The 16,829-nt window shown below is 70.9% G+C and carries 17 protein-coding genes; 13 read left to right on the forward strand and 4 right to left on the reverse strand.

What is annotated here, in order from left to right; translation table 11 throughout:
* Positions 1 to 122: 122 nt before the first annotated feature.
* From ACFSKW_RS20660 to ACFSKW_RS20675, 4 genes are all read left to right on the forward strand, one after another.
* Positions 123 to 1,526 (forward strand): 3' terminal RNA ribose 2'-O-methyltransferase Hen1, encoded by a 1,404-nt coding sequence (locus ACFSKW_RS20660; protein ID WP_379573916.1) that lies wholly within the window; start codon positions 123 to 125, stop codon positions 1,524 to 1,526.
* Positions 1,516 to 4,014, forward strand: a complete 2,499-nt coding sequence (locus tag ACFSKW_RS20665; protein WP_379573917.1) for a polynucleotide kinase-phosphatase — start codon at positions 1,516 to 1,518, stop codon at positions 4,012 to 4,014. The genes ACFSKW_RS20660 and ACFSKW_RS20665 overlap by 11 nt, the downstream gene beginning before the upstream one ends.
* A 58-nt stretch (positions 4,015 to 4,072) precedes the next feature.
* Positions 4,073 to 5,476 carry a sugar porter family MFS transporter gene (locus ACFSKW_RS20670; protein ID WP_379573918.1) on the forward strand — a complete coding sequence of 468 codons (1,404 nt, stop codon included), beginning with the start codon at positions 4,073 to 4,075 and terminating at the stop codon, positions 5,474 to 5,476.
* 118 nt (positions 5,477 to 5,594) lie between these two features.
* Positions 5,595 to 6,473, forward strand: a complete 879-nt coding sequence (locus ACFSKW_RS20675; protein ID WP_379573919.1) for a hypothetical protein — start codon at positions 5,595 to 5,597, stop codon at positions 6,471 to 6,473.
* On the opposite strand, the gene ACFSKW_RS20680 is transcribed toward ACFSKW_RS20675, so the two are convergent.
* Entirely contained in the window at positions 6,460 to 6,807 is a 348-nt protein-coding gene (locus ACFSKW_RS20680; RefSeq protein WP_379573920.1) for a winged helix-turn-helix transcriptional regulator, read from the reverse strand. The genes ACFSKW_RS20675 and ACFSKW_RS20680 overlap by 14 nt on opposite strands.
* A 92-nt stretch (positions 6,808 to 6,899) precedes the next feature.
* On the opposite strand from ACFSKW_RS20680, the gene ACFSKW_RS20685 reads away from it, so the two are divergent.
* From ACFSKW_RS20685 to ACFSKW_RS20695, 3 genes are all read left to right on the forward strand, one after another.
* Positions 6,900 to 8,396 (forward strand): MFS transporter, encoded by a 1,497-nt coding sequence (locus ACFSKW_RS20685; RefSeq protein WP_379573921.1) that lies wholly within the window; start codon positions 6,900 to 6,902, stop codon positions 8,394 to 8,396.
* Positions 8,397 to 8,475: 79 nt separating this feature from the next.
* Entirely contained in the window at positions 8,476 to 8,967 is a 492-nt protein-coding gene (locus tag ACFSKW_RS20690; RefSeq protein ID WP_379573922.1) for an Lrp/AsnC family transcriptional regulator, read from the forward strand.
* A gap of 109 nt (positions 8,968 to 9,076) precedes the next feature.
* Positions 9,077 to 10,033, forward strand: a complete 957-nt coding sequence (locus ACFSKW_RS20695) for a DMT family transporter (RefSeq protein WP_379573923.1) — start codon at positions 9,077 to 9,079, stop codon at positions 10,031 to 10,033.
* A gap of 15 nt (positions 10,034 to 10,048) precedes the next feature.
* On the opposite strand, the gene ACFSKW_RS20700 is transcribed toward ACFSKW_RS20695, so the two are convergent.
* On the reverse strand, positions 10,049 to 10,210 hold the full coding sequence (locus ACFSKW_RS20700; RefSeq protein WP_379573924.1) for a hypothetical protein: 162 nt from the start codon (positions 10,208 to 10,210) through the stop codon (positions 10,049 to 10,051).
* A gap of 161 nt (positions 10,211 to 10,371) precedes the next feature.
* Here ACFSKW_RS20700 and ACFSKW_RS20705 point away from each other — a divergent pair, with 161 nt between their 5' ends.
* The 4 genes from ACFSKW_RS20705 to ACFSKW_RS20720 all read left to right on the forward strand — a co-directional run bounded on the left by ACFSKW_RS20705 (position 10,372) and on the right by ACFSKW_RS20720 (position 13,054).
* The gene (locus ACFSKW_RS20705; RefSeq protein WP_379573925.1) at positions 10,372 to 10,707 is read left to right on the forward strand and encodes a PadR family transcriptional regulator; all 336 of its coding nucleotides are present in this window, start codon (positions 10,372 to 10,374) and stop codon (positions 10,705 to 10,707) included.
* The gene (locus tag ACFSKW_RS20710; protein WP_379573927.1) at positions 10,704 to 11,654 is read left to right on the forward strand and encodes a permease prefix domain 1-containing protein; all 951 of its coding nucleotides are present in this window, start codon (positions 10,704 to 10,706) and stop codon (positions 11,652 to 11,654) included. The genes ACFSKW_RS20705 and ACFSKW_RS20710 overlap by 4 nt, the downstream gene beginning before the upstream one ends.
* Before the next feature lie 162 nt (positions 11,655 to 11,816).
* Positions 11,817 to 12,782 carry an NAD(P)-dependent alcohol dehydrogenase gene (locus tag ACFSKW_RS20715; RefSeq protein ID WP_379573928.1) on the forward strand — a complete coding sequence of 322 codons (966 nt, stop codon included), beginning with the start codon at positions 11,817 to 11,819 and terminating at the stop codon, positions 12,780 to 12,782.
* 71 nt (positions 12,783 to 12,853) lie between these two features.
* Entirely contained in the window at positions 12,854 to 13,054 is a 201-nt protein-coding gene (locus ACFSKW_RS20720) for a hypothetical protein (protein ID WP_379573929.1), read from the forward strand.
* A gap of 677 nt (positions 13,055 to 13,731) precedes the next feature.
* Here the strand turns inward: ACFSKW_RS20720 and ACFSKW_RS20725 are convergent.
* Both ACFSKW_RS20725 and ACFSKW_RS20730 read right to left on the reverse strand, forming a co-directional pair.
* The gene (locus ACFSKW_RS20725) at positions 13,732 to 14,076 is read right to left on the reverse strand and encodes a hypothetical protein (protein WP_379573930.1); all 345 of its coding nucleotides are present in this window, start codon (positions 14,074 to 14,076) and stop codon (positions 13,732 to 13,734) included.
* Between the two features lie 211 nt (positions 14,077 to 14,287).
* Complete coding sequence (locus tag ACFSKW_RS20730; protein WP_379573931.1) at positions 14,288 to 14,836, reverse strand: RNA polymerase sigma factor; 549 nt, start codon at positions 14,834 to 14,836, stop codon at positions 14,288 to 14,290.
* Between the two features lie 384 nt (positions 14,837 to 15,220).
* On the opposite strand from ACFSKW_RS20730, the gene ACFSKW_RS20735 reads away from it, so the two are divergent.
* Both ACFSKW_RS20735 and ACFSKW_RS20740 read left to right on the forward strand, forming a co-directional pair.
* Complete coding sequence (locus ACFSKW_RS20735; RefSeq protein ID WP_379573933.1) at positions 15,221 to 16,186, forward strand: GlxA family transcriptional regulator; 966 nt, start codon at positions 15,221 to 15,223, stop codon at positions 16,184 to 16,186.
* Between the two features lie 2 nt (positions 16,187 to 16,188).
* A complete protein-coding gene (locus ACFSKW_RS20740; RefSeq protein ID WP_379573934.1) occupies positions 16,189 to 16,812 on the forward strand; it encodes a DJ-1/PfpI family protein in 624 nt (207 codons plus the stop codon).
* The last annotated feature ends 17 nt before the right edge of the window (positions 16,813 to 16,829 follow it).

A 16,829-nucleotide genomic window follows, 5' to 3' on the forward strand; every position in this document is an offset into this window, starting at 1 on the left:
CACGCCGGCAGGGTGCCTCGGGCTCGGCTTCCCGCCGGACGGCGGCGCGTGAGCGTCGCCATGCGCATGTCGGCTGAAATTATGAGATGGCGACAGAAATATGGCTGCGGCACACTTGACGGGTGCTGCTGACGATCTCGACCACCGCCACACCGGCCACCGACCTGGGCTTCCTGCTCCACAAGCATCCCGACAGGGTGCAGGGGTTCGCCCAGTCCTTCGGCACGGCCACGGTGTTCTACCCGGAGGCGGGCGAGGAGCGGTGCACGGCGGCGCTCCTGCTCGACGTCGACCCCGTCGCGCTGGTGCGCACCAGAGGCCGCACGTCGCCCGACTTCAGCCTGTCGCAGTACGTCAACGACCGGCCCTACGCCGCCTCCTCGCTGATGGCGGTCGCGATCGGCGACGTCTTCCGCACCGCGCGCGGCGGGCGCTGCAACGCCAGGCCCGAGCTGGCGGCGGGCACGCTGCCACTGGAGATCACGCTGCCCGCGCTGCCCTGCAGAGGCGGTCCCGACCTGGCTCGCAGGCTGTTCGAGCCGCTCGGGTGGGAGACGGAGGCGCAGGCCGTACCGCTGGACGAGGCCTTTCCCGAGTGGGGTGACTCGCGGTACGTGCGGCTGCGGCTGCGCGGGCGGCTGCGGCTGGCCGACGCGCTCAACCACCTGTACGTGCTGCTGCCCGTGCTCGACGACGGCAAGCACTACTGGATCGCCCCCGACGAGGTCGACAAGCTGATCCGCGCGGGGGAGGGCTGGCTGGCCCAGCACCCCGAGCGGACGCTGATCACCCGCCGTTACCTGGGGCGGCGCCGGGCCCTGGAACGTACGGCCTTCGCCAGGCTCGCCGAGGTCGGCGACGAGACCGAGGAGGCGCTCGAGCCGCGCATCGAGGAGGACAAGGGCGGCCCGCTGGAGGAGAAGGCCGTCCCGCTGAACACCCGCCGCCGCGAAGAGGTCGTGAAGACGCTGGAGGAGCTGGGCGCCTCCTCGGTCATCGACCTTGGCTGCGGCTCGGGCCAGCTGGTCGGCGCGCTGCTGGCCGAGCCGAGGTTCGCCAGGATCGCCGGCGTGGACGTCTCGACGCTCGCGCTCGGCATCGCCGCCCGCAAGCTCAAGCTGGAGCGGATGCCGGACGTCAAACGGGCCAGGCTCACCCTGTTCCAGGGCGCGCTCACCTACACCGACCCGCGCTTCGCCGGGTACGACGCCGCCGTGCTCATGGAGGTCATCGAGCACGTCGACCCGCCCAGGCTGGCCGCGCTGGAGCGGGTGGTCTTCGGGCACGCCGCCCCGCAGCACGTGATCGTGACCACGCCCAACTCCGAGTACAACGTGAACTACGCGTTCCTGACCGGGATGCGCCATCCCGACCACCGCTTCGAGTGGACGCGCGCCGAGTTCGCCGCGTGGGCCGAGCGGGTGGCGCGGGAGTACCGCTACACCGTCACCTTCAAGCCGGTCGGCGACGAGGACCCCGGCAGGGGCTCGCCGACGCAGATGGGAGTCTTCACCCGTGAGCACTGAGATCCGCGTTCCCGAGCTGTCCCTCGTGGTGCTCGTCGGCGTCTCGGGCAGCGGGAAGTCGACGTTCGCCGCCAGGCACTTCAAGCCGACCCAGGTCATCTCCTCCGACTTCTGCCGCGGCCTGGTCTCCGACGACGAGAACGACCAGTCGGCCACGCACGCCGCCTTCGAGCTGCTCGACCACATCGTCTCGACCAGGCTCTCGCGCGGCCTGCTGACCGTCGTCGACGCCACCAGCGTGCAGTACGGCCCGCGGCAGAATCTCATCGCGCTGGCCAAGAAGCACGACGTGCTGTGTGACGCGATCGTCCTCGACGTGCCGGAGGAGGTGGCGATCGAGCGCAACGCCGCCCGCCCCGACCGCGACTTCGGCGCCGGCGTGGTGATCAGGCAGCGCAAGGACCTGCGCCGTTCCCTCGGCAAGATCAACAAGGACGGCTTCCGCAGGGTCCACGTGCTGCGCGGCGTGGAGGAGATCGACACCGCCACCGTCGCCTACGAGAGGGCGTGGACCGACAAGAAGGATCTCACGGGACCCTTCGACATCATCGGCGACGTCCACGGCTGCCGCGCCGAGCTGGAGTCGCTGCTCGGCGAGCTCGGCTGGGAGCTGACCCGCGTCGACGGCAAGGCGGTGACCGCCACGCATCCCGAGGGCCGCACCGCCGTGTTCGTCGGCGACCTCGTCGACCGCGGCCCCGACTCGCCCGGCGTGGTCCGCCTGGTCATGGGCATGGTCGCGGCCGGCACCGCCGTCTGCGTGCGGGGCAACCACGAGGAGAAGCTGGTCAAGGCGCTCAAGGGCCGCAAGGTGCGCGTCGCCCACGGCCTGGAGCAGTCGCTCGAGCAGTTCGCCGCCGAGAGCGAGGAGTTCACCCGCGAGGCGACCGCGTTCCTCGACGGGCTCATCAGCCACTACCAGCTCGACGAGGGCCGCCTGGTCGTCGCGCACGCCGGGCTGAAGGAGGCCTACCACGGCCGCGCCTCCGGCAGGGTCCGCTCCTTCGCGCTGTACGGCGACACCACGGGCGAGACCGACGAGTACGGCCTGCCCGTCCGCTACCCGTGGGCCCAGGAGTACCGGGGCCGCTCCATGGTCGTCTACGGCCACACCCCGACGACCAAGCCGGAGTGGATCAACAACACGATCTGCCTCGACACCGGTTGCGTGTTCGGCGGCAGGCTGACCGCGCTGCGCTACCCGTCGCGCGAGCTCGTCTCGGTGCCGGCCGAGAAGGTCTGGTACGAGCCGGTCAAGCCGCTCACCGCCCCCGGCTACCGCGACCCGGTCAGCCTCGACATCGGCGACGTGCAGGGCACCAGGTACGTCGAGACGCGCTTCGGCGCCAGGGTCAAGGTCATGGAGGAGAACGCCGCCGCGGCGCTGGAGGTGATGAGCCGCTTCGCCGTCGACCCGCGCTGGCTGGTCTACCTGCCGCCGACCATGGCACCGCCGGAGACCTCCCGGCTGGACGGCTACCTGGAGCACCCGCACGAGGCGTTCGAGGAGTTCGCCGCCCACGGCGTGCGCGAGGTCGTGTGCGAGGAGAAGCACATGGGGTCGAGGGCGGTCGCCGTTCTGGCCAGGACTCCTGAGGTCGCGGCCGAGCGGTTCGGCGTCACTGACGGCGGCGCGGGCGCCGTCTACACCCGCACGGGCCGGCCGTTCTTCGACGACCTGACGCCGCTGGTCGACCGGCTGCGGCAGGCGTGCGAGCCGCTGTGGGCCGAGCTCGGCTCCGACTGGGTGGCGCTCGACTGCGAGCTGCTGCCGTGGTCGGCGAAGGCGGGCGAGCTGATCCGGTCGCAGTACGCGTCCGTGGGCGCCGCGGCGCGCGCCGCGGTGCCCGAGGCGGTCGGCGTGCTGGAAGCGGCGGCCGGGCGCGGGCTGGATGTGGGCGAGTTGCTGTCCCGCACCCGGCGTCGCGAAGACAACGCTGCCCGTTTTCGCGACGCGTATGCGCGCTACTGCTGGCCGGTCGACGGACTCGACGGGGTACGGCTCGCGCCGTTCCAGATCCTGGCCGTCGAGGGACGCAACACCGCGCTCGAACCGCACGCGTGGCACCTGCAGCGGCTCGCCCTGCTCGACGACCCGATCATCACGCCCACCAGGCATCTGTTCGTCGACCTCGACTCGGCCGAGTCGAGGCGGAGCGCGGTCGAGTGGTGGCAGGCGCTGACGGAGGAGGGCGGTGAGGGCATGGTCGTCAAGCCCGCCGCCCACCCCGAGGGCCGCGTCCAGCCCGGCGTGAAGGTGCGCGGGCGCGAATACCTGCGCATCATCTACGGGCCCGACTACACAGAGTCGCTCGACACGCTGCGCCGCCGCTTCCTCGGCAAGAAGCGGTCGATGGCGCTGCGTGAGCACGCGCTCGGCCTGGAGGCGCTGGCCCGTCTCGCCGACGGCGACCCGCTGTGGCGCGTGCACGAGCCCGTCTTCGCCGTGCTGGCCATGGAATCGGAGCCGGTCGACCCCCGCCTGTGATCGTCAAAGTTTGGCCAGGCAAAGCCGTACAAGGGTGACATCTGGGTAGAGCTCGGGCATGGCGAGCTCCAGGGGAGTACGGCAGGAGAACATCGGCCACGTCGTGTTCATCACGGCGGCGGCCGCCATCGGCGGCTTCCTGTTCGGTTACGACAGCTCGGTGATCAACGGCGCGGTCACAGGCATCAGGAAGTACTTCCAGGTGGGCCCGGTCCAGACGGGCATCGTCGTGGCCATCGCGCTGCTGGGCTCGGCGATGGGGGCGTGGCTGGCCGGAGGGGTGGCCGACCGGTGGGGACGCATCAGGACGATGCAGGTGGCCGCGCTGCTGTTCGCGGTCAGCTCGATCGGTCAGATGCTGCCCTTCTCCATCTGGGACCTGGCCTTCTGGCGGGTGCTGGCGGGCGTGGCGATCGGCATGGCCTCGGTGATCGGGCCCGCCTACATCGCCGAGGTCGCCCCGCCCGCCTACCGCGGCAGGCTCGGCTCGTTCCAGCAGCTGGCCATCGTGCTCGGCATCGCCGTGTCGCAGCTGGTCAACTACGTCATCGCGCGCATCGCGGGCGGCAACGTCAACAACCCCCTCTTGGGGCTGCAGGCCTGGCAGTGGATGCTCGGCGCGTGCGTCGTGCCCGCCCTGCTCTACCTGCTGTTCGCCTCGGTGATCCCCGAATCGCCGCGCTTCCTCGTCGCGGTCGGCAGGACGGCGACGGCCAGGAAGGTCCTGGCCGAGGTCGAGGGCGAGCACGCCGACCTGGACGCCAGGATCGCCGAGATCCACGACGTGCTGAAGACGGAGGAGCGCTCGACGATGCGCGAACTGCGCGGCCCGGCGCTCGGCCTGCTGCCGATCGTGTGGATCGGCATCGGGCTGTCGGTCTTCCAGCAGTTCGTCGGCATCAACGTGATCTTCTACTACTCCTCCGAGCTGTGGCAGTCGGTCGGCATCAACCAGAGCGAGTCGCTGCTGTGGAGCTTCTCCACCTCGGTGATCAACATCATCGGCACGTTCATCGCCATCGCCCTGGTCGACAAGATCGGCCGCAAGCCGCTGCTGCTGATCGGCTCGGCCGGGATGACGGTCTCGCTGGCCACGGCCGCGTGGGCCTTCAGCGCCGCCAGGACGGTGGAAGGGAAGGTCACGCTGCCCGACCTCCAGGGCGCCGTCGCACTGATCGCGGCCCACACGTACGTGCTGTTCTTCGCCCTGTCGTGGGGTGTCGTGGTGTGGGTCCTGCTGGGAGAGATGTTCCCCAACCGCATCCGGGCTCTGGCCCTGTCGGTCGCGGCGTCCGCGCAGTGGCTGGCCAACTGGGCGATCACCGTGACGTTCCCCAGCCTGTCGGCCTGGAACCTGCCGCTCACCTACGTGATGTACACGATCTTCGCCGCGCTGTCCTTCCTCTTCGTCACCAAGTGGGTCAAGGAGACGAAGGGCCGCAAACTCGAGGAGATGGGGTAGTACTCCGCCGGTCGTACCGGAGCGGACGGCGTGACCGCCGTCGGTTGCGCGGCGAGAGCGCGCGGTGCCGCCCTGGGGCCGATGCGAGGGGACGGCTCCGCGCGTGAAGCTGGGCGGCATGCGAGCACGAACGATCACCGTCCTGGCTCTTGCCCTCACCTTCACCGCCTCCACCGCCGCGGCCCACGCCGATCCCGAGGCCGGTGCGACCACCGTCGACGTCGTCGTCGAGACCTCCGGCGTCACGGCGCCTGCCTCCGTGCCCGCCGGAGCGGCCACGTTCAGGATCCGGTCGGCCGACCCCGAAGGCGCCTACCTGGGCGTGCTGCGGGTCAGGCCGGGTCTGCCGCTGCGGCGGGTCCTCGCCGACCTGGAACGCGCCTACGACCGTGCGAACCCCCAGGACGCGCTGACCGCGGCGCGGACGCTGTCCAGGGAGGTGGTGATGCACGGCGGCGCCGCCGTCCTGCCGGGCACGCCCGTCTCCTACACCGCGGAGCTGGCCGCGGGCACCTACCACCTGATCGACTTCAAGGAGGTCGGCAGGCCAGGTCTGGAGGAGAAGGTCCGCACGCTGCGCGTGAGGCCCGCCCCCTGGCGCCCGTCCCTTCCGCCGGCCGCCGCGCAGATCACCCAGTACCGGGCACAGGACGGCACCAGCCGGTTCGAGGCGCCCGCCGCCATCGGGTCGGGCCTGCCGGTGCGCGTGGTCAACCGGTCGGGCCAGTTCAACGAGGCCATCCTCATGCCGGTACGGCCCGGCACCACCCGCGAGCAGGTGGGCGCCTTCTTCACGGCGATGGACGAGGGGCGGCAGGCGCCGAACCCGTTCACCGGCGGACCTGTCGGCCTGGTCCCCATGTCCCCAGGACGGTCGGCGATCGTGCGGGCGGACCTGCCGCCCGGCCCGTACGCGCTGGTCACCTGGTTGCCCGACTACCGCACGGGACGCGGGCACGCGGCCCAGGGCATGCACGAGCTGCTCACCGTGGAGTGACGGGACGGCGGTGGTCGAGGTACCACCTGCCCCACGCGTCGAGGAGCCTGGTGATCTCCTCCAGGCTCCTGCCCGTCTCGGTCAGGGAGTACTCCACCTTGGGCGGCACCTCGCGGTAGACGGTCCTGGTGACCAGCCCGTCCTCCTCCATCTCGCGCAGCTGGCGGGTGAGCATGCGCTGGGTGATGCCGCCCATCGCGCGCTTCAGCTCGCCGAACCTGTGGGTCCCGTCGAGCAGCTTGCGCAGGATCGCCAGCTTCCAGCGGCCGCCCAGAACCTCCATGGCCACCTCGACCGTGCAGGGCTCCGCCACCGTGTCGAGATCGCCACGCATCGCTCTGACCTCCATAGGTATACAGAACGGCACTATGCCACAGAAAAGACCGTACTTGTCGATGAGGAACCGGCTTCCGCAGGCTGTCCCGCATGGATGTGGACAGGAGCCGGACCCGGTGGGCCGTGCTGGCGGTGATGTGCGCCAGCCTGCTGCTGGTGGGAATCGACCTGACCGTGCTGCACGTGGCATTGCCGAGCATGAGCAGGAGCCTGATGCCCGGAGCGAGCGGGCTGCTGTGGATCGTCGACGTGTACTCGCTCACCGTGGCGGCGCTGCTGGTGACCTGCGGCACCCTGGGCGACAGGCTCGGGCGCAGGCGGCTGGTACTGGCGGGGTTCGCCGTGTTCGGCCTGGCGTCGGCCGCCGCCGCCTTCTCCGCCACGACCGCGCAGCTCATCGGCGCCCGCATGGCGCTGGGAGCGGGCGCGGCGATGATCATGGCGTCCACTGTCGCGATCATCAGGTCGGTCTTCCCCGTCGACCGCGAGCGCGCCCTCGCCCTGGGGCTGTGGACCGCGGCCCACAGCGCGGGGGCCGCGATCGGGCCGGTCGTCGGAGGGGCGCTGGTGGAGCGGTTCTGGTGGGGCGCGGTCTTCCTGGTCAACGTGCCCGTCGTGGTGATCGCGCTGGTGGCGGGTCTCCGGCTGATCCCCGAGTCGAAGGACCCCGCGCCGCGCCGCTGGGACCTGGCAGGGGTGGCGCTGTCGGTGGCGGGCCTCGCGCTGACCGTCTACGCGCTGAAGCGGGCGGCCGAGCAGCCCGGCACCGGCGCCCTGGTCGCGGGTGCCGCAGGGATGGCGTTGCTCGGCCTGTTCGCGGCCCGCCAGCGGCGCGCCGCCCAGCCGCTGCTGGACCTCGCGCTGTTCGCCGACCGCCGCTTCACCGCCGCGACGGTGTGCGTGCTGAGCTGCTTCGGCTGCTACACGGCGCTGCTGTTCTTCGCCACCCAGTGGCTTCAGCTCGAGGCGGGCCACGGCCCGCTCACGGCGGGCCTCGCGCTCGCGCCGCCGGCCGTCGCGAACGCCGTGGGCGCCGCGACCGCGCCGTGGCTGGCGGCCAGGATGGGACATCGCCGGGCGCTGACCTGGAGCCTGACGCTGTTCGCCGCGGCGCTGGCCACGCTCACCGCCGGGGGCGGTGCGGCCCTGCCCGGGGCGCTGGTCGCGGCCGGCGCCGGCGCGGGCGTGGTGATGACCCTGGGCGCCGACCTCATCATGTCCGCGGCCAGGCCGGAGCGGGCGGGGGAGGCCGCAGCGATCCAGGAGACCTCCTTCGAGCTGGGCGCTGGACTGGGGATCGCGGTGCTCGGTACGGCGCTGGCCGCCGCCTACCGCGGCGCGCTGCCCGCCGTACCGGGAGTGGACGGCGGGGCGGCCGAGACGGCGGGGGAGTCGCTCGCCGCGGCGCTGCAGGTCGCGGCGACACTGCCGCCGGCGGCGGCCGAGCCCCTGCGGGCCGCCGCGCGTGAGGCGTTCGGCCAGGGTTTCGCCGCGGTGACGGGAACGGCCGCGGCGCTGCTCGCCTTCACGGCGGTGCTCGCGACGGTCCTGCTGCGCGAGCGCCGGACCTCCTCGCCCGTCGAATAAAATTCGGAGAAGGAGCCGGAACGCTGACGGGACGCGCAGGACGTTCGCCTCGTCGGCACGGATGCGAAGGGGCTTTCACGTGGACGCCGTCGACCAGGCGATCCTCCGTCGGCTGCAGCGCGACGGCAGGCAGACCAACCGCGAGCTGGCCGAGGCTGTGGGGGTGGCGCCGTCCACCGCGCTGGAGCGCACCCGCGCCCTGCGCGCCCGCGGCGTGATCACCGGCTTCCACGCCGCTGTGGATCCCGAAGCCCTCGGCCGCGGAGTGCAGGCCCTGATCTCGATCAGGATCAGGCCGCAGTCGCGCGAGGCCATCGAGTCGACGCGCGACACCATGGCCGCGCTGCCGGAGACCCTCGGCGTGTTCGTCGTGACCGGCAACGAGGACATCCTGGTGCACGTGGCCGTCCCCAGCACGCAGTACCTGCGGGACTTCGTCCTCGACCGGCTGGCGCGGCGCAAGGAGTTCGTGGACGTGCGCACGACCGTGGTCTTCGACTACGTGCAGCCGGTGGAGCAGTCCGAACTTCCTGTGGCCGAGCGCAGGGAACGCCGAACTCCGTACGTCTGATCCGCTTCCGTGCGGCCGAAACCCGAAGGACCGGCGGCTTTCCACGCCTCGGCCGAATGAGCTTCGGCTGAACCGTTGGCGATCCGCACGAACGCCTAGCGTCCGAAGAGTGAACCAACGAAACGACGTCTCCGGCAGCCTGCTGGTGCTCGGTGCCGGGGTCCTGTGGGGAACGGTCGGCCCCGCCCAGGTCATGGCCGGGTCGGCGGCGAGCCCGGTGACCGTCGGCTGCGCCCGCATCCTGTTCGGCGGCCTGCTCCTGCTGGCCTTCGTGCTGCTCACCGACCGCGCCGCCTTCCGGACCCTCACCAGGCCCGCCTGGCCGCCGCTGCTGTCGGCCGCGGCCGCCACGGGAATCTTCCAGGCGGCGTTCCTGACCTCGGTCTCCCGCACCGGCGCCGCCGTGGCCACCGCGCTGGCGTTCGGCTTCGCGCCCGTCTTCACCGGGCTGTGCCAGCGGCTGTTCCTGCGCACCCCGCTCACCAGGACCTGGCTGGCCGGTACGGCGGCCGCGGTCGTCGGCGTCACGCTCATGTCGACGCCAGCGGGCTCGGCACGCGTCGATCCGCTCGGCCTGGTCCTGGGCGTCGTGGCCGGAGGCTGCTTCGGCGTCTACACCGTCTCGGCCAAGCGGCTCGTCGACGACAGGGTGGCGATGCCCGCCGCGGTGTCGCTGACCCTGCTGGTGGGCTCCATGGTCACGCTCCCATGGTTCGTGGCAGGGCTTCCCCTGCTCGCCGACGCCCGCTCGCTCGGACTGGTGGCCTGGCTCGCCGGGGCCACCACGGCCCTGGCGTACATGTTCTTCGTGAGCGGGCTGCGCAGGGTCAGCGCGGCGAGCGCCGCCACGCTCAGCCTCGCCGAGCCGCTGGTGGCCAGTGTGCTCGGCGTCCTCGTGCTGGGCGAGCGGATGCCCGCGCCGGTCACGGCGGGCGCGCTGATCCTTTTGGGCGGCCTCGCCGTGGTCAGCCTCTCCGGCCGCCGAGAGCCTGTCGTGGAGACGACGCGGCCGGTGCGGGTCCACGAGCGCGATCCCGGCGTCATCGGCCGGCGGCGGTCAGGCTGACGAGCACCTTCGGGGTCATCCCTCCAGGAGCCCGGCAGGGACGCCGGCCTCGTGCCGATGCCGCCGGGCGTGCATGTCCCAGAGGATGTCGGCCAGCTCGGCGGGGCGGCCCCCCGCACGTACGGCGACGGTCTGTCCGGCGCCACCGTCAAGCTCCGTGGCGTGTACGAGCTGCACGGCGACGTGGCCTCCCGCCTGCTGGACCCGCCCGCCTCACTCAGGCCGATCACCGCTGATCGCGAACGCGCACCGGCCCCGCTGCCACCGGGTGAGCGGTGCGGGTCCGTTCCGGGGGAGGTCTGTTGCAATAGTGTGTGCCACACACTATTGTGGGTCGCATGCTGAACGATGAGCTGCTCTCCACGCATCTGCAGGAGCTCAGGCGGGGCACCGTCGTGCTCGCGTGCCTGCTCATCCTTCGGCAGCCGAACTACGGGTACGCACTGCTCGACCTGCTCGGCGAGCGCGGCTTCACCGTCGACGCCAACACCCTGTACCCGCTCCTGCGCCGACTCGAGAAGCAGGGCCTGCTGACCAGCGACTGGAACACCGAGGAGTCCCGGCCGCGCAAGTTCTACCGAACCAGTGGCGACGGCGTCGCACTCGCCGACACCCTGAGCCGCGACTGGGACGAGCTCCACACGGCATTCCGCACCTTGAAGGGCGAGTCATGATCCCCGCGAGCACCCTCACCGACCGCTACGTCGACGCGACCCTGCGCCGCCTGCCCGAGCGGCAGCGGCCCGACATCGAGAAGGAACTCCGCGCCTCGATCGCGGACGCCGTCGACGACCGCCTCGACGCCGGAAGCGACCCGGTGGAAGCCGAGATCGCGGTGCTCACCGAGCTGGGCGACCCGGCGCGGCTGGCCGCGGGCTACGCGGATCGTCCGCTCCAGCTCATCGGGCCCGCGCTCTACCTCGACTACACCCGGCTGCTGACGGCGCTGATGGTGACGATCGTGCCTGTCGTGGCCGCGGTCGTCGGGCTCGCGCGGGCCCTGCAGGACGGCACCGCCCTGCTCGTGATCGGCGACACCCTCGGCGCGGCGTTCACGACCACCGTCCACATCGCCTTCTGGACGACGCTCGTCTTCGCGATCATCGAGCGCGTCTTCGCCGGCCGCAGGGCGACGGCACGGCCCTGGACCCCCGACTCGCTGCCCGAGCCGCCCAGCCGTCGCGCCCGGTACGGCGAGCTGGTCACCGGGACCGTGCTGTTCGTCCTCATGACGACCTTCATCCTGCTCTCGCCGGTGGTGAGCACCGAGACGGACGCGAACGGCGACCCCGTCGGCCTGCTCTCGCCCTGGCTGTGGGAGAGCGGCGCCGTCTACCTGTTCATCGCCTTCGTGATCGCGACCCTCGGCTTCGCCTTCGTGAAGTACTACGTGCGATGGAGCGTTCCCGTCGCCGTCGCGGGGTCGATCGCCGACCTCGCCTCCGCGGTCATGCTGATCTGGCTCGCCGCGACCCACCGGGTGCTCAACCCGGCCTTCGTCGAGGCGGCCGGTTGGTCGCCGAACGTACCGCAGTGGATCGACACGGGGCTTGTCGTGCTCTCCGCCGGCACGCTCGTCCACACCGTCCTCGAGGGGATCGGCCGGGCGCTTCGCCGCTGAGCGGCCGTCGACCCCGCTCCCACCAGTCCCCCTTCCCAACAGCCGGTCTACCGGCCCGAGCCGGTCTCCTGACCGGCCCCGATCCCGCGGGCACGCCGGACGTCGCCGGCACGATGCCCCCTGCCCTGGGACGCCCGTCCACCATCGAAGTGAGGAGCACCCATGAAAGCGATCGTCTACGAGGAGTACGGCTCCGCCGAGGTCCTGAGGTACAGCGACGTCGACAAGCCCGCAGTCGGCCCCGACGAGGTGCTCGTGCGGGTTCGGGCGGCTTCGGTCAACCAGGGCGACAGGTTCGCCATGCACGGCGTCCCGCGCATCGGGCGTCTCGCGTTCGGGATCCGGCGGCCGAAGGCGACCATCCTCGGGCGCGACATCGCCGGGACGGTGGAAGTGGCAGGGGCGAACGTCACCGGCCTCCAGGTCGGCGACGCGGTGTTCGGCGAGACGAGTCAGCGAGGCTTCGCCGAGTACGCGGCGGCGCCGGAGAAGCACCTGGCCCCGATACCCGCGGGGGTGACGTTCGAGCAGGCGGCCACCCTTCCCGTGGCGGCGACGACCGCGCTGCAGACGCTGCGTGCCGGCCAGGTCGGGCCCGGCCGTACAGTGCTCGTCAACGGGGCTTCCGGCGGAGTCGGCACCTTCGCCGTGCAGCTCGCGAAGACACTCGGCGCGGAGGTGACCGGCGTCTGCAGCACCCGGAACGCGGACCTGGTGCGCTCGATCGGCGCCGACCAGGTGATCGACTACACCCGCGAGGACGTCACCCGAGGCGCGGCCCGATTCGACGCCATCCTCGACTTCGCGGGCAACCACCGGCTCTCGGAGTTCCGCCGGGTGCTCGCGCCGAAGGGCGTCTACGTCTCGTCGAGCGGTGCGGGAGGAGAGGTGCTCGGCCCGCTGCCGCGGCTGTTCGTCCTCGCCGTGACCTCGCCGTTCGTGAGCCAGCGGCTCCGCGGACTGACCGCGAGGCGGAGCGTCGAGGATCTGACCCTTCTCGCCGGGCTCGTCGCGGCAGGAAAGGTCACCCCGGTGATCGAGCGGGAGTATCCCCTGAGCGAGACCGCCGACGCCATCCGCTACGTGGAGGCGGAGCACGCGCGCGGAAAAATCGTGCTGACGGTGTGAATGCGAATACCCTTGACAAGGGGCCCGCTTTCAGGTCGTTCGGACGGTGACCGGCGTACACGCTGCCTTTTATGAGCGGCATCGACAGCCGGGGGCGGCATTTCCGTAGGCGGATCGGCCTCGATGCCTTCTCGCTCGATATCGGTGATTGTTCTTCCGGTCCCCTGTTTCCTGCCCACTTCGCCGGGGCGACCGCAGCGGGCGTGCATGTCAAAGCTCTTCACCCGGTTATTCCGGCTGGATACTGGAAACGCAAAGGGACCATGTGCTGAGGTGTCCGGCCCGGCGTGAATGATGAGCCTTGTCCGGCCGTCCGTCATGGATCGCGTGCCCGGGATATCCGGCGCCGAAATCGTGCGCGAGCCGCGCCCATTCCCGAGCGCTTTCGCGCTGGATCGTCGCCAGGGACAGCGTGACGACCGAGGCGCGCGGGGGCGTCCACGGTACTGATCCGCTCCGGCCGTCAGCGTGACGATCGAGAAGCGCGCCGGGTGTCCACGGTGCCGATCCGCCCCGGCCGTCAGCGTGACGATCAAGGAGCGCGGGGGGCGTCTCCGGTACCGATTCGCCCCGGCCGTCCTGATCGGGAAGGCGAGCTCTCCTCCAGGTCGGACGCCTGGTGGAGCCTCGGACGGAGAACGGCTTGAGCGCCGCGTGACCTCGGCGGTCGCACGGCGCGGGAAGCAGGATGGAAGCGCGGAGGAGCGGGACCACGGTCCCCGCGTGTCGTCGTGCTGGTGGTCTCGGCGGGAACCTCGAACCCCGAAACCACCAACACGACACGCGACCGGCATGTGGCCCAGGCTCACCGTATTCGGCGAACCACTGCATTCCGCCCGCGATTATTCATCGACTCAGAGGCGAATTCCGCAATGCGCTAAGTTTCTCCCCAGGCTTCGGGCAGAGCGCGGGCCGGCGATGCCGGCCCGCGCCTATCCTGCTTTAGCGCTTACGACACCGTGTCGTGGTGGTGCGGGTCGTTGTTGCGGTTGTCGAGGTCGTTGTCGTTGTCGTTGTTGTTGTGGACGTTGATGTTGTTGTGGATCCTCACGTGACCGCCCCTGTGGTGACGGCCGCAGCAGCCGCGACGGCCCCAGCCGCCCCAGCCGCGGCCGAAGCCGCAGCGACGGAAGCCGCAGCCACCGCCCCAGCCGCCCCAGCTGGCCTGGTAGGAGACGGAGGTGGTGCTTGCGGCGGCCGACGTGGCGGTGGTCGCTGCGCCGAGGGCGACGACGCCGCCCGACATGGCGGTGGTGAGAGCGAGGCCTGCGATGACGCGCTTGAAGCTGGTCATTGGGTTTTCCTCCTGAAAGGACTGACTGCCCGTGAATGACGAATTCAGGGTGGTTGAAATGTTCTCAATGGTCACGAGCGACCATCCCTGCGCTGTCTTGATTTCCGGGCGGCATGCCAGACAAACGACTCAACGCCCCATTTTGCTATACATTAACAAGCCTATTGCTCTGAATAAACATCTATGCGTCCTTATAGCCCGATTTGGTCGGTTATAACGGGACGAGTGAATGTACAAAAGTTGCATTTCTCATAAAAGGGGCGAATAGGTCTATATCCGGACATCTCGCCCCATCTTGATCTCCGTGCAGCAGGACGTCCCTGTCCCCGGCCGAGAGCTCGGCCAGCGCCGCGGCCGGCTTCGGCTGCATGACCGCGGCGGACACGCGGCCCGCCACCTGGTCGTCGTGGCTCGCGTGGTCGGCGGGTTCGACGCTCCTCGCCATCGCCCGGTACCCGCGGGCCTCGCCGCGGGCGTGGTCGGCGATGAGATTGGACGCGATGCCGTACAGCCGGCCGCGGGCGCCGGCCCTGGTGGTGTCGAACTGCCTTCTGGCGCGGAAGGCGCGCAAGAAGGTCTCGGCGGCGATGTCGTCGGCGGCCGACTCTCCCAGGCGCAGGTGGGCGTAGCGGTGGATGGCGTCGAAGTAGCGGTCGAAGACGCCGCCGAAGCGCTCGGGGCGTTCGAGCGACGCGTGGATCAGGTCGGCGTCCGTCTCGGCCAGAACGGTCGTGGGATCCTGCGTGGGGCTGACATGCATGGTGGCCCTTCGGTGAGTACGTCGGACACGATTGGTACGGCGCAGCGCCGATCCGTATTCACGCCCGATCGGCCGGCCGGCCGGAGAACGGGGTGCCGCCCCGCCGATCCGGGACGATCAGGTCCATGCCGGTAACCTCCGCCTCGCTCGACCCACGGCCGCCGAAGAGGGCCTGATGCGGCGGTTACGACCTCTCCGGCCGAACGATCCCCGGCACATCGCCGGATTCTCCCTGCGCGGGCGGCCAGGGCAAGGTCTTCCTCTGCACCTCGCCGAACGGGGAGGAGGTGGCCGTCAAGCTCCTGATCCTGGAACGGATCTTGGCGGAATGTGCAATGTTCGTGTCATTGACGCCATCGCACTGTTCTGACCAGCATGAAAGACATGCAGCGACGCGTCGTCATCGTGGTCTTCGAGGGATTCCAGCTGCTCGACATGGCGGGTCCCGCCGACGTGTTCGCCCTGGCTGACCTGATGGCCGGTGCCGACGGCTACCAGGTCGAGGTGACCGCCGTCCGCGCGGGGAGCGTGACGGCGCACAACGGGATCGCGACCGTCGTGAGCACGCCGCTGCACAGGGTCGACGGGCCGATCGACACGCTGATGGTCGCCGGCGGGCTGACCACCATGGAGTTCCTGCCGGACAGGGAGCTCGTCGGCGGCATCGAACGGCTCGCGTGCCTGTCCCGGCGGATCACGTCCGTGTGCAGCGGGGCCCTGTTCCTGGCCGAGGCGGGACTCCTGGACGGCAGGCGGGCGACGACGCACTGGCTGATCGCCGACACGCTGCGCGGCCGGTACCCGCGGGTCGACGTGGACGCCGACCCCATCTACGTCAAGGACGGGAACGTGTGGACCTCGGCGGGAGTGACCGCCGGCGTCGACCTGGCGCTCGCGCTCGTCGCCGAAGACCACGGTCACCGGCTCGCCAGGGACGTGGCCTGCGGGCTGGTGGTCTACCTGCACAGGCCCGGTGGGCAGAGCCAGTTCAGCATGCCGATGAGCGCGTTTCCGCCGCGCAGCGAGCCGCTACGCGAGCTGCAGGCGTTCATCGACGCGAACCCGGCCGACGATCTGAGCGTGCCCGCCCTGGCCAGGCACGCCGGGATGAGTGAGCGGCACTTCTCCCGTGTCTTCACCGAGCAGGCGGGCATGCCGCCTGGCCGGTACGTCGAGCGCAGCAGGGCCGACGCCGCCAGGCGCCTGCTGGAGGTCACCGACCACCCGCTCGAGCGCGTGGCCAGGGAGGCGGGGCTGGGCACGCCGGAGACCCTCTACCGCGTCTTCCACCGCCACTGGCGGATCTCACCCGGCGCCTACCGGCGCCGGTTCCAGGCAAAGGAGAGCTGAGCATGCATGTCGCCATCCCCCTCTATCCGCGTTTCACCGCGCTCGACGCCGTCGGGCCGTACACCGTGATGGCCTTCGCCCCCGGCCACACCGTCACGTTCGTCGCCGCGGAGCCGGGGCCCGTCACCGACGACCGCGGCAGCCTCACCCTGCAGGCGACGGCGTCCTACGCCGACCTGCCGCACCCCGACGTGGTCATCGTGCCAGGCGGCGTCGGGACCTTCGATGCGCTCGCCGACCAGGCGCTCGTCGACTGGATCGCAGAGGCGCACGCGCACGCCCGGTGGACGACGTCGGTCTGCAGCGGGTCCCTCCTGCTGGGTGCGGCGGGCCTGCTCGGCGGCAGGAAGGCCACCACGCACTGGGCCCTGCTCGACTTCCTGGTCAGGTACGGCGCCGAGGCGGTGAGCGAGCGGGTGGTGACCGAAGGCAAGATCGTGACGGCGGCCGGGGTGTCGGCGGGGATCGACATGGCGCTCACCCTGCTGGCCCAGACGAGCGACGTGGAGACCGCGCAGGCGGTGCAGCTGGTCATCGAGTACGACCCGCGGCCGCCGTTCGACGCCGGTTCGCCGAAGACCGCGCCCGAGGGGCTGGCGGAGCGGGCGCTGGCACTGCTCGGCTGAAACGCGGCGGGGGCGGC

This window comes from Nonomuraea mangrovi (assembly GCF_042681425.1).
GTDB classification, from domain to species: domain Bacteria; phylum Actinomycetota; class Actinomycetes; order Streptosporangiales; family Streptosporangiaceae; genus Nonomuraea; species Nonomuraea mangrovi.

Coding starts and splice junctions, on each gene's coding strand:
- ACFSKW_RS20670 (WP_379573918.1), top strand. CDS start 4,073: ATGGCGAGCTCCAGGGGAGTACGGCAGGAGAACATCGGCCACGTCGTG.
- ACFSKW_RS20675 (WP_379573919.1), top strand. CDS start 5,595: ATGCGAGCACGAACGATCACCGTCCTGGCTCTTGCCCTCACCTTCACC.
- ACFSKW_RS20680 (WP_379573920.1), bottom strand. CDS start 6,807: ATGCGTGGCGATCTCGACACGGTGGCGGAGCCCTGCACGGTCGAGGTG.
- ACFSKW_RS20685 (WP_379573921.1), top strand. CDS start 6,900: ATGGATGTGGACAGGAGCCGGACCCGGTGGGCCGTGCTGGCGGTGATG.
- ACFSKW_RS20705 (WP_379573925.1), top strand. CDS start 10,372: ATGCTGAACGATGAGCTGCTCTCCACGCATCTGCAGGAGCTCAGGCGG.
- ACFSKW_RS20710 (WP_379573927.1), top strand. CDS start 10,704: ATGATCCCCGCGAGCACCCTCACCGACCGCTACGTCGACGCGACCCTG.
- ACFSKW_RS20715 (WP_379573928.1), top strand. CDS start 11,817: ATGAAAGCGATCGTCTACGAGGAGTACGGCTCCGCCGAGGTCCTGAGG.
- ACFSKW_RS20720 (WP_379573929.1), top strand. CDS start 12,854: ATGAGCGGCATCGACAGCCGGGGGCGGCATTTCCGTAGGCGGATCGGC.
- ACFSKW_RS20725 (WP_379573930.1), bottom strand. CDS start 14,076: ATGACCAGCTTCAAGCGCGTCATCGCAGGCCTCGCTCTCACCACCGCC.
- ACFSKW_RS20730 (WP_379573931.1), bottom strand. CDS start 14,836: ATGCATGTCAGCCCCACGCAGGATCCCACGACCGTTCTGGCCGAGACG.
- ACFSKW_RS20735 (WP_379573933.1), top strand. CDS start 15,221: ATGCAGCGACGCGTCGTCATCGTGGTCTTCGAGGGATTCCAGCTGCTC.
- ACFSKW_RS20740 (WP_379573934.1), top strand. CDS start 16,189: ATGCATGTCGCCATCCCCCTCTATCCGCGTTTCACCGCGCTCGACGCC.